This window comes from Streptomyces sp. NBC_00876 (assembly GCF_045207435.1).
In the GTDB taxonomy this organism is placed as follows: Bacteria; Actinomycetota; Actinomycetes; order Streptomycetales; family Streptomycetaceae; genus Streptomyces.
Window position 1 is genome coordinate 6,390,395 of sequence record NZ_CP108800.1, and the last position, 13,267, is coordinate 6,403,661.

Sequence of the window (13,267 nt, forward strand, 5' to 3'; positions counted from 1 at the left end):
CCGCTCCGCAAGGATCTTCGGATTTACCCGTGATCCTCCGTCCCCCGCGTCGTTGGTACGTACGGGGGACACGGAGACAGCGTTCACCCCCGCGGTCCGTCCGTGCGAAATCGTACGGACGTGCAACGCAACTGTTACAGCGGGAGGATCAAGAGCCGTGGCCGTGACCGAACCAGCTCCGGCACCACCACTCACGGCGCACGAAGGCATCCTGCGCCGGCAGTCGTTGCGTGAATCGGCTGCCCGTACCTATGCCCGGTCGCTGCCGATCGTGCCGGTACGGGCCCGGGGCCTGACGATCGAGGGTGCGGACGGGCGGCGCTATCTCGACTGCCTGTCAGGAGCCGGGACTCTGGCTCTCGGGCACAACCACCCGGTCGTCCTGGAGGCGATCAAGAAGGTCATCGACTCGGGCGCACCCCTGCACGTACTCGACCTGGCCACCCCGGTGAAGGACGCCTTCACCACGGAGCTGTTCGCCACGCTGCCACGGAAGTTCGCCGACAACGCCCGGATCCAGTTCTGCGGACCGGCCGGTACGGACGCGGTAGAAGCGGCCTTCAAACTGGTCCGGGCCGCCACCGGCCGCAGCGGCCTCCTCGCCTTCACCGGCGCCTACCACGGGATGACGGCGGGCGCCCTCGCCGCGTCGGGCGGCGCCGAGGACGTGAGCGTGACCAGGCTGCCGTTCCCGCAGGACTACCGCTGTCCCTTCGGCATCGGCGGGGAGCCCGGTGCGCGGACCGCCGCGCGCTGGACCGAGAGCGTGCTGGACGACCCCAAGAGCGGAACACCCGCTCCGGCCGGAATGATCCTCGAACCCGTACAGGGAGAGGGCGGGGTCAACCCCGCGCCCGACAGCTGGATGCGCAGGATGCGCGAGATCACCGAGTCCCGGTCCATCCCCCTGATCGCCGACGAGGTACAGACGGGCGTCGGCCGGACCGGCGCCTTCTGGGCCGTCGAGCACAGCGGGATCGTGCCCGATGTGATGGTGCTGTCCAAGGCCATCGGCGGCTCGCTCCCGCTCGCCGTGATCGTCTACCGCTCCGAACTCGACACCTGGCAGCCGGGCGCCCACGCCGGTACATTCCGCGGCAACCAGCTGGCGATGGCGGCGGGCACGGCCACCCTCGCGTATGTCCGGGAGAACCGGCTCGCCGAGCGGGCCGGGACGCTCGGCGCCCGGATGCTGGCGAGCCTCCGGGCGCTCGCCGCCGGCCACCCGTGCATCGGCGACGTCCGGGGCCGGGGCCTGATGATCGGGGTGGAAATCGTCGACCCCGAAGCGGCCCCGGCCGGCGGCGGCACCGGCCCACCGCCCGACCCGGTCCTCGCCGCCGCAGTCCAGCAGGAGTGCCTGCGCCGGGGCCTGATCGTCGAGCTCGGCGGCCGCCACTCCACCGTCGTCCGCCTTCTCCCGCCCCTCACGCTCACCGACGAACAGGCAACAGCGGTCATCGACCGCCTCGCCGATGCCATGGCAGCCGCGGAGCGCTCACCGCACCGACGGACCACGACCGGGTCGATCCGCTGACCCCGGACACCACCACAGGAAGACCGCCGTGAACCCCACCCCCGCGCCCGAGGCCGACGGCCCTCCCTCCATCCACCACCGAGAGGCCGCGACCCCCGGCCACCTCGCCGTCGAGGCGACGACCGTGCCGCGCCAGAAGGAGGTGCCGCACGCACTCTGGCACGCAGCCCCCAGGACGGCGCACGCCGGCCCGGCACCGGCCGCCGACCCCCTGGACCACCCGGATCCGCTCCGTGCCGCCGATGCGGCCGGCGTCGAGAACCTGCTGCGCTGCTGGGTCCGCGAATGCGACCTGCCCCGGCCGGAGGGGGAGACCCTCCGCATCCCCCTCCCCGCGAGCGGCACCGCACTGCTCGTCCCCGTCCGCCACTGGTCCGCCACGGGCTGGCACCGCTTCGGCCCGCCCGTGCTGGAACAGGCGCCCGCCGGCGCACCCACCGCCGACGCGGTCACCGTGGCCGCACTCCTGGGCCGCGAGGCCGACCACAGCGAGGGCGCCGACATGATCGCCAGGGTGGCTGACTCGGTACGGCGCACCGCCGTGTTCATCGAGGGACAACGCCGCCGGCCCGCCGCTCCCGCCGAGACCGACCTCTTCCTCACCGCGGAGCAGTCACTCCTGCTGGGACACCCGCTCCACCCCTCTCCCAAGAGCCGGGAAGGCCTCTCCGACGCCGAATCCCGCCTCTACTCGCCGGAGTTGCACGGCTCGTTCCCGCTGCACTGGATGGCCGCCGACCGGTCCGTACTGGCCACCGACTCGGCATGGACCGACCAGGGCCGACCCGTGCCGGCCGCGGAGCTCGTATCCCGCCACGCAGAGGGCCTGCGGGTGCCCGGGCACAGCACGCCGATCCCGCTCCATCCCTGGCAGGCCCGCGAGCTGGTGGGCCGGCCCGAGGTCGCCGCCCTGATCGCCGCCGGACTCCTGCACGACCTGGGCCCGTACGGAGCGCGCTGGCACCCCACCTCGTCGGTGCGCACCGTGCAACGCCCGGGCGCGGACCTGATGCTGAAGCTCTCCCTCGGTGTACGCATCACCAACTCCCGCCGTGAGAACCTGCGCAAGGAACTCCACCGGGGAGTGGAGGTCCACCGGCTGCTCCGCAGCGGACTCGCCCGGCAGTGGCACGCGGTCCACCCCGGGTTCGACATCGTCCGGGACCCCGCATGGCTCGCGGTCGACACCCCGGACGGCGATCCCGTGCACGGCCTGGACGTCATGCTCCGCCACAACCCGTTCGACCGGTACGACGACGCGGTCTGTATCGCCGGACTCACCGCGCCGCGCCCCTGGCCGGACCGGGCGGCTCTGCACTCCCGGCTCGCCGACGTCGTCCGCCGGCTCGCCGCCACCACCGGGCGCACCACGACCGCCGTGGCCGCCGAATGGTTCCTGCGCTATCTCGACCGTGTCGTGCAGCCGGTTCTCTGGCTCGACGGCCACGCCGGTGTCGCCCTCGAAGCCCACCAGCAGAACACCCTGGTCCTGCTCGACGCCGACGGCTGGCCGGCCGGCGGCCGCTACCGCGACAACCAGGGCTACTACTTCCGCGAATCCCACCGCACGGCGCTCGAGCGCAGGCTCCCGGGGATCGGGGCGGTCAGCGACACCTTCGTGTCCGACGCCGTCACCGACGAACGCTTCGCCTACTACCTCGGCATCAACAACGTCTTCGGACTGATCGGGGCGTTCGGTTCCCAGCGGCTCGCCGACGAACAGGTGCTCCTCGCCGCCCTCCGGCGGTTCCTGGCCTCGGCCACCGGGCTGGGATCGCCGCTCCCCGCGCAGTTGCTGGAAACTCCCCGCCTGCGCTGCAAGGCCAACATGCTGACCCGGCTGCACGGACTCGACGAACTCGTCGGACCGGTCGACACCCAGTCCGTCTACGTCACGATCACCAACCCCCTGTGCGGCTGATGGAATTCCTCCGTCCGCACGGCTGAGAGAGGAGAGTGTCACCCGTGCCTCCCGCCGATGCGCACACCGACCCCGGAACCGGCCCAGCCCCGCGGGCCGGCACGGGCGCCGAGGAAACCGTGGATCTGCGACTCACCGCTGAACTCCTCGTGCTCCTGGGGGAGGACACGCCCGCGCCACGGTACGGGCCCGCCGGTTCCGACCTGCTCGACCGGCCGGTGCGGTGGAGGCCCGTCACCACACCGGCCGGAGTGTTCCAGCTCGTCCCCGTGCGACCGGAACGCGATCTGGCGGTGATCAGCCGCTGGATGAACGATCCCGCCGTCGCGGCGTTCTGGGAACTCGCCGGAGCCGAGACCGTCACCGCCGGGCACCTGGCGTCCCAACTCGACGGTGACGGACGCAGTGTGCCCTGCATGGGGGTGCTTTCGGGCGTCCCCATGAGCTACTGGGAGATCTACCGCGCCGACCTCGACCCGCTGGCCCGTCACTATCCCGCCCGGCCGCACGACACCGGGATCCACCTCCTCATCGGCGAGGTGGACGACCGGGGGCACGGGGTCGGCACCACGCTGATCCGGGCCGTTGCCGACCTCGTGCTCGACAACCGCCCGCTGTGCGCACGGGTCGTGGCCGAACCCGACCTCCGCAACACCCCGTCCGTCGCCGCGTTCCTGAGCGCGGGATTCCGCTACTCCGCGGAGGTCGAACTCCCGGGGAAGCGGGCCGCGCTGATGGTCCGCGACCGAGCCCACCGCACCCAGCTGTGAACGATCCGCAGACCCGCCCAGACCGCTCGAACCCCATCGGTTCCCACCCGAGGAGTCCCCGTGCCGAAATATCCCGCGAGCCATGACGAAGCGGAGTCGCCCGCGCTGCTCAGCACCCCTGAACTGAACCGGGCGGTCTGGGACCGGGCCGCCGCCCGGCTGCTCGCCAAGATGCTGGGCGAATTCGCCTACGAGGAGGTCATCCGGCCCGAACCGGGCACCGCCGAGGACGGCTCGTACACCCTCGTGCTGGACGACGGCGCACGCCTGCTCTTCACCGCCGCGCGTGGGGTGTACGGAAGCTGGCGCGTCGCTCCCGACTCGGTCCGGGAGACGCACGGGCCTGCGGTGGCGGGGGACAGCCCCGCGACGGAGGCCGCCGGGCCTGCCGAGGACGAACTCGCCGGAAGCGTCCCCTTCCGCGATCCGCTGGTGTTTCTCGCCCGGGCCCGCCTCCTCCTCGGGCTCGACGGCGCCACCCTCGGCCATCTCGTGCGCGAGCTCACCACCACGCTCACCGCCGACGCCCGCCTCGACCACGGTGCGCTCACCGCCTCCGAGCTGGCCGACCTCGACTACGCGGCGCTCGAAGGACACCAGACCGGCCATCCCTGGATCGTCGCCAACAAGGGGCGGCTCGGGTTCTCCGCCACCGACGCGTCCCGCTTCACCCCCGAGGCCCGCAGGCCGGTCAGGCTGCCGTGGATCGCCGTCTCCTCCGAGATCGCCGCCTACCGCGGCGTGACCTCCCTCGCCGCCCCCGAGCAGCTGTACGCGACTGAGCTCGGCCCCGAGGTCCGCGCCTCCTTCGCCGCAGTCCTGCACGCCCGCGGCCTCGACCCGGCCCGCTACCTCTTCCTTCCCGTCCACCCCTGGCAGTGGGACGAGTGGATCGTCCCCCTGTTCGCCCCGGCCATCGCGGCCGGCGACATCGTTCCCCTGCACGCGGACCCGGACCTGCGGCTGCCGCAGCAGTCCATCCGCACCTTCGCCAACCTGGAGCGGCCCGACCGCCACACGGTCAAGCTCCCGCTGTCGATCCTCAACACCCTGGTCTGGCGCGGGCTCCCGACCGAGCGCACGCTCGCCGCCCCCGCCGTCACGGCCTGGGTCCAGGGACTGCGGGACAGCGATCCGTTCCTGCGCGAGGACTGCGGCGTCATCCTGCTCGGCGAGGTGGCCTCGGTCACGGTCGAGCACCCGCTGTACGACCACCTCCCCGAGACGCCGTACCAGTTCAAGGAGATCCTCGGAGCGATCTGGCGCGAACCCCTCCTTCCGCGCCTCGCCCCCGGTGAGCGGGCCCGTACGCTCGCCTCCCTGCTGCACACCGATCCGCGGGGCCGCGCGTTCACCGCCGAGCTGGTCGCCCGTTCGGGGCTGACGCCCACGGTCTGGCTGACCCGGCTCTTCGCCGCACTCCTGCCGCCGCTGCTGCACTTCCTCTACCGCTACGGCACCGTCTTCTCCCCGCACGGCGAGAACGCCATCGTCGTCTTCGACGACCACGACGTACCGGTGCGCCTGGCGATCAAGGACTTCGTCGACGACGTGAACGTCAGCGCCCGGCCGCTGCCCGAGCACGACACGATGCCGCCGGACGTGCGCCGCATCCTGCTCACCGAGGAGCCCGGCTTCCTCACCCAGTTCATCCACTCCGGCCTCTTCACCGGAGTCTTCCGCTTTCTGTCCCCGCTCTGCGAGGAGCAGCTGGGCGTCCCGGAGAGCACCTTCTGGTCACTCGTCCGGGCGGAGATCCTGCGCCATCACGCGCGCTTTCCCGAGCTGAAGGAGCGGTTCGAGATGTTCGACATGCTGACGCCCCGCATCGAACGCCTCTGTCTGAACCGGAACCGCCTGCACGTGGACGGGTACCGCGACCGGCCCGAGCGGCCGCATGCGGCGGTCCACGGCACGGTGCCCAACCCGCTCCACGCCGCGTGAGCCCGGGAGTGACCACCGTTGTCAGTGGCGCCCCGTAGGCTGGTCGGGCTATGACGAAGCCAACCCTCCCCGAGCTCCTGCATGCCGCCGTGACCGCCGTCGGCGGTACGGAGCGGCCAGGCCAGGCCGCCATGGCCGACGCCGTCGCCGAGGCTGTAGACGACCAATCCCACCTGCTCGTCCAGGCCGGCACCGGTACGGGCAAATCGCTCGGCTATCTGGTGCCCGCCCTGGCGCACGGCGAGCGCGTCGTGGTGGCCACGGCGACCCTCGCCCTACAGCGCCAGCTCGTGGAACGCGATCTTCCGCGTACGGTCGACGCCCTGCATCCGCTGCTGCGCCGCCGCCCACAGTTCGCCATGCTCAAGGGCCGGTCGAACTACCTGTGTCTGCACCGCCTCCACGAAGGCGTGCCGCAGGAGGAGGAGGAAGGGCTCTTCGACCAGTTCGAGGCAGCGGCCCCGTCGAGCAAGCTCGGCCAGGACCTGCTGCGCATGCGGGACTGGGCGGACGAGACGGAGACGGGCGACCGGGACGACCTCACCCCCGGCGTATCCGACAAGGCCTGGGCCCAGATCTCGGTCTCCTCGCGCGAATGCCTGGGCGCGAGCAAGTGCGCGTACGGGGCGGAGTGCTTCGCGGAGCAGGCCCGCGAGCGGGCGAAGCTGGCGGACGTGGTGGTCACCAACCACGCGCTGCTGGCCATCGACGCCATCGAGGGCGCCCCGGTGCTCCCGCAGCACGAGGTGCTGATCGTCGACGAGGCCCACGAGCTGGTCTCCCGGGTCACCGGGGTGGCCACCGGCGAGCTCACCCCCGGGCAGGTCAACCGCGCGGTGCGCCGCGCGGCGAAGCTGGTCAACGAGAAGGCGGCCGACGCCCTGCAGACCGCGTCGGAGGGGTTCGAGCGGGTGATGGAGCTGGCGCTCCCCGGCCGTCTGGAGGAGGTGCCGGAGGACCTCGGATATGCGCTGCTGGCGCTGCGCGACGCCGCGCGCACGGTGATCTCCGCGATCGGCGCCACCCGCGACAAGTCCGTCCAGGACGAGGACGCCGTACGCAAGCAGGCCCTGGCCGCGGTCGAGACGATCCACGGCGTGGCCGAACGGATCACTCAGGGCTCCGAGTACGACGTCGTCTGGTACGAGCGCCACGACCGCTTCGGGGCCTCGGTGCGGGTCGCCCCGCTCTCCGTATCCGGGCTGCTGCGCGAGAAGCTCTTCGCCGACCGCTCCGTGGTCCTCACCTCGGCCACGCTCAAGCTGGGCGGTGACTTCAACGGGGTGGGAGCATCCCTCGGACTCTCCCCGGAGGGCACCGCAGGCGACGACGTTCCGCAGTGGAAGGGGCTCGACGTCGGGTCGCCCTTCGACTATCCGAAGCAGGGGATCCTGTACGTCGCCCGGCATCTGGCGACCCCCGGCCGGGAGGGTTCCCGCACGGACATGCTGGACGAGCTCGCCGAGCTGGTGGAGGCGGCCGGAGGGCGCACCCTGGGGCTGTTCTCCTCCATGCGGGCGGCTCAGGCCGCCGCCGAGGAGCTGCGGGGCCGCCTGGACAAGCCGATCCTGCTCCAGGGCGAGGAGACCCTGGGAGAGCTGATCAAGAACTTCGCCGCCGACCCGGAGACCTGTCTCTTCGGCACGCTCTCCCTCTGGCAGGGGGTCGACGTCCCCGGAGCGAGCTGTCAGCTGGTGGTCATGGACCGGATCCCGTTCCCCCGGCCCGACGACCCGCTGATGAGCGCGCGCCAGAAGGCGGTCGAGGAGGCGGGGGGCAACGGCTTCATGGCGGTGGCGGCCACCCACGCCGCACTGCTGATGGCCCAGGGCGCCGGCCGTCTCGTGCGGGCCATGGGCGACAAGGGCGTCGTTGCGGTGCTCGACCCGCGTCTCGCCAATGCCAGGTACGGCAGCTATCTGCGGGCCTCGCTGCCGGACTTCTGGTACACGACCGACCCCAACCAGGCGCGCCGCTCACTCGCCGCGATCGACGCCGCGGCCAAGGCCGAGCAGGCGTAACGCCTTCTTCCTGGACCAGGCGGGACGCGAAGGGCCCCGTAACCGGTACAGCCGGTTACGGGGCCCTTCGGAATGCGGGTTCACACCCGGCGCAACACCGCCACGACCTTGCCGAGGATGGTCGCCTCGTCGCCGGGGATCGGCTGGTACGCGGAGTTGTGGGGGAGCAGCCACACATGACCGTCCTCCCGCTTGAAGCGCTTGACGGTGGCCTCGCCGTCCAGCATCGCGGCCACGATGTCGCCGTTCTCCGCCACGGGCTGGCGTCGTACGGTGACCCAGTCCCCGTCGCAGATCGCTGCTTCGATCATCGAGTCACCGACGACCTTCAGCACGAAGAGCTCTCCGTCACCGACCAGCTGGCGGGGGAGCGGGAAGACGTCCTCGACCGATTCCTCGGCGAGGATCGGGCCACCGGCCGCGATCCGGCCGACCAGCGGCACGTACGACGCCGCGGGCTTGCCCGTGGTGTCCGTCGGCTGTGTGCTGGGCTGGTCCGAACCGCGCACCTCGTACGCCCGGGGGCGGTGGGGGTCGCGGCGCAGAAAACCCTTGCGTTCCAGGGCCATCAGCTGGTGTGCGACGGAGGACGTACTGGAAAGGCCCACCGCCTGACCGATCTCCCGCATGGACGGCGGGTATCCGCGCCGCTGTACGGAGTCCCGGATGACCTCGATCACTCGCCGCTGCCGGTCCGTGAGCCCCGAGCTGTCCGCCCGGATTCCAGGAGGTCGTCCGGGCAGCGAGCGCGCTGGGCGCGCGGGCTCCGGACCCTCCGTGTTCGTGACTGAGTCATTCATGGCATGCACCGGCTCGAGTCGGCTCTGGGAGCGGTCCTGGGCAGTGATGATGGCACTGTCTGCGGTGGTGGTCACGTCGGCCCCTCTCGAATGGTCTCCCTAGCTGGACAACGGTAGTAGCTTTCGAAAGGTTGCGCCAAACACACGTTCGAGTGAAAAACAAATAAAAGTCTGTCGGGTGTTCATTGCCAGGTGTATGAGCGAAGCCGGGGGCGGTGCCGCCCGTTGCGGGGCGACCGGCAATTCGGACTATTACGCTAGCGTTCGCGCCTGCGTCGCCGTCGTGCGGGGTGGCTCGTCCGGCCGTTTCCGCGACCCTTGGGGGTCGGTGGCCCGGCCGCCCGGGCAGTCTCCCGGCAGCCGCCCCGCAATCCGTGGAGCCGCGCGCTTCCCGTACCCTCATGGTCGGTCGTACGCTGCCTTCCGGCCGCCTGCGAGGCGCGACACGCGCTAGGGCCAAATGCGCGGCCAAACCCAAGATCTAGTGGTTGGATTGTTCCAGCCGCCCAGAAGTTGTGGTCCCCGTCCATCGGGGGTGCGGTCATCGCCTATGCTTGAGACTGCTTCGAGGGCCCCTCGCCGGGCCTGAAGAGGCCATTCAGTCGTGCTGTGAAGGAGGGTTGGGAGCCATGCACTGCCCCTTCTGCAGGCACCCCGACAGCCGGGTCGTCGACAGTCGCACCACCGACGACGGGACCTCGATCCGCCGGCGCCGCCAGTGCCCCGACTGCTCCCGCCGTTTCACGACGGTGGAGACCTGCTCGCTGATGGTGGTCAAGCGCAGCGGCGTGACGGAACCCTTCAGCCGCACCAAGGTGATCTCCGGTGTGCGCAAGGCGTGCCAGGGGCGGCCCGTCACCGAGGACGCCCTCGCCAAGCTCGGCCAGCGGGTCGAGGAGGCGGTGCGTGCCACCGGCAGCGCCGAGCTGACCACTCACGACGTGGGCCTGGCCATCCTCGGCCCCCTCCAGGAACTCGACCTCGTCGCGTACCTGCGGTTCGCGTCCGTGTACCGGGCGTTCAACAGCCTCGAAGACTTCGAGGCCGCCATCGTGGAACTCCGCGAGCGGCGGCCTCCCGTGCAGGAATGCGGGACCGGCGAGACCATCGAGGTCCCCGTTCCCGCCGTCGCCGCCGACTGAGCGGCACCGGCCGGCCGGAGCCGATCCAAGGATCGGTGACGGGACGGCACTAGGACCTGCTCCGGACGGCGAACACAGCGTCCGAAGTATCAGACACACACTGTGCCCGGGGAAGTTCTCGGCACTTCAGGGCGTTTTTGCCCACATATGGGAGGCGGCATGACAGAGACGGCGAGCGGCCCGGCACGAGGTTCCCGCACCAAGGGAGCCAAGTCGACTGCGACCAAGCAGGGCCTGCGTATCGAGCGCATCCACACCACTCCCGGCGTGCATCCGTACGACGAGGTGGCGTGGGAGCGCCGTGACGTCGTCATGACCAACTGGCGCGACGGCTCGATCAACTTCGAGCAGCGTGGCGTCGAGTTCCCCGACTTCTGGTCGGTGAACGCGGTCAACATCGTCACCAGCAAGTACTTCCGCGGGGCCGTCGGCACCCCCCAGCGCGAGACCGGTCTGCGACAGCTGATCGACCGGATCGTGAAGACGTACCGGAAGGCCGGCGAGGACTACAGCTACTTCGCCTCTCCCGCGGACGCGGAGATCTTCGAGCACGAGCTGGCGTACGCCCTCCTGCACCAGATCTTCAGCTTCAACTCCCCGGTGTGGTTCAACGTCGGCACGCCCCAGCCGCAGCAGGTCTCCGCCTGCTTCATCCTGGCCGTCGACGACTCGATGGAGTCGATCCTCGACTGGTACAAGGAAGAGGGAATGATCTTCAAGGGCGGTTCCGGCGCCGGCCTGAACCTCTCCCGCATCCGCTCCTCCAAGGAGCTCCTCTCCTCCGGCGGCAACGCCTCCGGCCCGGTCTCCTTCATGCGTGGCGCCGACGCGTCCGCCGGGACGATCAAGTCCGGCGGCGCCACCCGCCGTGCGGCCAAGATGGTCATCCTCGATGTCGACCACCCCGACATCGAGAACTTCATCGAGACCAAGGTGAAGGAGGAGGAGAAGATCCGCGCCCTGCGCGACGCGGGCTTCGACATGGACCTGGGCGGCGACGACATCACGTCCGTCCAGTACCAGAACGCCAACAACTCGGTCCGGGTGAACGACGAGTTCATGAAGGCCGTCGAGTCCGGCGGCAAGTTCGGGCTGCGCGCCCGGATGACCGGCGACGTCATCGAAGAGGTCGAGGCCAAGTCCCTCTTCCGCAAGATGGCCGAGGCGGCCTGGGCCTGCGCCGACCCGGGCATCCAGTACGACGACACCATCAACGCCTGGCACACCTGCCCGGAGTCCGGCCGGATCAACGGCTCGAACCCGTGCAGCGAGTACATGCACCTGGACAACACCTCGTGCAACCTCGCCTCGCTGAACCTGATGAAGTTCCTCAAGGACGACGGCCTGGGCAACCAGTCCTTCGAGTCCGAGCGCTTCGCCAAGGTCGTCGAGCTGGTCATCACCGCGATGGACATCTCCATCTGCTTCGCGGACTTCCCCACCGAGAAGATCGGTGAGAACACCCGCGCCTTCCGCCAGCTGGGCATCGGTTACGCCAACCTCGGCGCCCTGCTGATGGCGACCGGCCACGCGTACGACAGCGACGGCGGCCGCGCGCTCGCCGGCGCCATCACCTCGCTGATGACCGGCACGTCGTACAAGCGCTCCGCCGAGCTGGCCGCCGTCGTCGGCCCGTACGACGGCTACGCCCGCAACGCCGAGCCGCACCAGCGCGTCATGAAGCAGCACGCCGACGCCAACGCGGTGGCCGTGCACGCCGACGACCTGGACAACCCGATCTGGGCCGCCGCGACCGAGGCATGGCAGGACGTCATCCGCCTCGGCGCGAAGAACGGTTTCCGTAACGCGCAGGCCTCGGTCATCGCGCCCACCGGCACCATCGGTCTCGCGATGTCCTGCGACACCACCGGCCTCGAGCCCGACCTCGCCCTGGTCAAGTTCAAGAAGCTGGTCGGCGGCGGCTCGATGCAGATCGTCAACGGCACCGTCCCGCAGGCCCTGCGCCGCCTGGGCTACCAGGAGGAGCAGATCGAGGCGGTCGTCGCCCACATCGCCGAGAACGGCAATGTGATCGACGCACCCGGCCTGAAGGCCGAGCACTACGAGGTCTTCGACTGCGCGATGGGCGAGCGTTCCATCTCCGCGATGGGCCACGTCCGGATGATGGCGGCCATCCAGCCGTGGATCTCCGGCGCGCTCTCCAAGACGGTGAACCTGCCGGAGACGGCCACCGTCGAGGACGTCGAAGAGGTCTACTTCGAGGCGTGGAAGATGGGCGTCAAGGCGCTCGCGATCTACCGCGACAACTGCAAGGTCGGCCAGCCCCTCTCCGCCAAGACCAAGGAGAAGGAGAAGGCGGCGGTCACGGCCAAGGCCGAGGACACCATCCGTACCGCGGTCGAGAAGGTCGTCGAGTACCGCCCGGTCCGCAAGCGTCTGCCCAAGGGCCGTCCCGGCATCACCACCTCCTTCACGGTGGGCGGCGCCGAGGGTTACATGACCGCCAACTCCTACCCGGACGACGGTCTCGGCGAGGTCTTCCTCAAGATGTCCAAGCAGGGTTCGACTCTCGCGGGCATGATGGACGCCTTCTCCATCGCCGTCTCGGTGGGTCTGCAGTACGGCGTTCCGCTGGAGACGTACGTCTCGAAGTTCACCAACATGCGCTTCGAGCCGGCCGGCATGACGGACGACCCGGACGTGCGGATGGCGCAGTCGATCGTCGACTACATCTTCCGCCGCCTGGCGCTGGACTTCCTGCCCTTCGAGACCCGCTCGGCACTCGGCATCCACTCGGCCGAGGAGCGCCAGCGCCACCTCGACACCGGCTCCTACGAGCCGACGTTCGAGGAGGAGCAGCTGGAGGCCGAGAACCTGGCCCAGTCCGCCCCGGTGCGGCAGCCGGAGCCGCTGAAGGCCGTGGCCCCGGTGCAGGAGGCCGGCACGCCGGCTCCGAAGACGGCGCACACCTCGGCCGAACTGGTCGAGATGCAGCTCGGTATCAGCGCCGACGCCCCGCTCTGCTTCTCCTGCGGTACGAAGATGCAGCGCGCCGGATCCTGCTACATCTGCGAGGGCTGCGGCTCGACCAGCGGTTGCAGCTGACCGGTCCCAGGCGGATCCGGGTGTCCTGAGACACCACGACGGGGCGGGAAGGTCTTCTCGAAGACC

The 13,267-nt window shown here is 70.4% G+C and carries 8 protein-coding genes; 7 read left to right on the plus strand and 1 reads right to left on the minus strand.

The genetic code is table 11. The features are described from left to right. Positions 1-157: 157 nt before the first annotated feature. The 5 genes from OG782_RS28170 to OG782_RS28190 are packed head-to-tail and all read left to right on the plus strand — an operon-like array spanning position 158 to position 8,193. A complete protein-coding gene (locus OG782_RS28170) occupies positions 158-1,537 on the plus strand; it encodes a diaminobutyrate--2-oxoglutarate transaminase family protein (RefSeq protein ID WP_406455589.1) in 1,380 nt (459 codons plus the stop codon). A 28-nt stretch (positions 1,538-1,565) separates the two neighbouring features. Beyond that, positions 1,566-3,458 (plus strand): IucA/IucC family protein, encoded by a 1,893-nt coding sequence (locus OG782_RS28175; RefSeq protein ID WP_406455591.1) that lies wholly within the window; start codon positions 1,566-1,568, stop codon positions 3,456-3,458. Between the two features lie 44 nt (positions 3,459-3,502). Then, positions 3,503-4,228 carry a GNAT family N-acetyltransferase gene (locus OG782_RS28180; RefSeq protein ID WP_406455593.1) on the plus strand — a complete coding sequence of 242 codons (726 nt, stop codon included), beginning with the start codon at positions 3,503-3,505 and terminating at the stop codon, positions 4,226-4,228. A gap of 60 nt (positions 4,229-4,288) precedes the next feature. Further along, positions 4,289-6,172: an IucA/IucC family protein gene (locus OG782_RS28185; RefSeq protein WP_406455595.1), complete on the plus strand. Its 1,884-nt coding sequence runs from the start codon at positions 4,289-4,291 to the stop codon at positions 6,170-6,172. 50 nt (positions 6,173-6,222) lie between these two features. After that, positions 6,223-8,193, plus strand: a complete 1,971-nt coding sequence (locus tag OG782_RS28190; protein ID WP_406455597.1) for an ATP-dependent DNA helicase — start codon at positions 6,223-6,225, stop codon at positions 8,191-8,193. An 80-nt stretch (positions 8,194-8,273) separates the two neighbouring features. On the opposite strand, the gene lexA is transcribed toward OG782_RS28190, so the two are convergent. Continuing rightward, a complete protein-coding gene (gene lexA / locus OG782_RS28195; RefSeq protein ID WP_219573501.1) occupies positions 8,274-9,068 on the minus strand; it encodes a transcriptional repressor LexA in 795 nt (264 codons plus the stop codon). A gap of 554 nt (positions 9,069-9,622) precedes the next feature. Between lexA and nrdR the strand changes: the two genes are divergently transcribed. Together nrdR and OG782_RS28205 are read left to right on the plus strand one after the other, a co-directional pair. Further along, positions 9,623-10,135: a transcriptional regulator NrdR gene (gene nrdR, locus OG782_RS28200; RefSeq protein ID WP_406455599.1), complete on the plus strand. Its 513-nt coding sequence runs from the start codon at positions 9,623-9,625 to the stop codon at positions 10,133-10,135. Between the two features lie 159 nt (positions 10,136-10,294). Beyond that, positions 10,295-13,201, plus strand: coding sequence for a vitamin B12-dependent ribonucleotide reductase (locus OG782_RS28205; protein ID WP_406455601.1), 2,907 nt, complete (start codon positions 10,295-10,297; stop codon positions 13,199-13,201). Positions 13,202-13,267 lie beyond the last annotated feature (66 nt).

Bases quoted from the DNA above. Each gene is read 5' to 3' on its own strand.
- nrdR (WP_406455599.1), top strand. From the start codon at position 9,623: ATGCACTGCCCCTTCTGCAGGCACCCCGACAGCCGGGTCGTCGACAGT.
- OG782_RS28205 (WP_406455601.1), top strand. From the start codon at position 10,295: ATGACAGAGACGGCGAGCGGCCCGGCACGAGGTTCCCGCACCAAGGGA.
- OG782_RS28190 (WP_406455597.1), top strand. From the start codon at position 6,223: ATGACGAAGCCAACCCTCCCCGAGCTCCTGCATGCCGCCGTGACCGCC.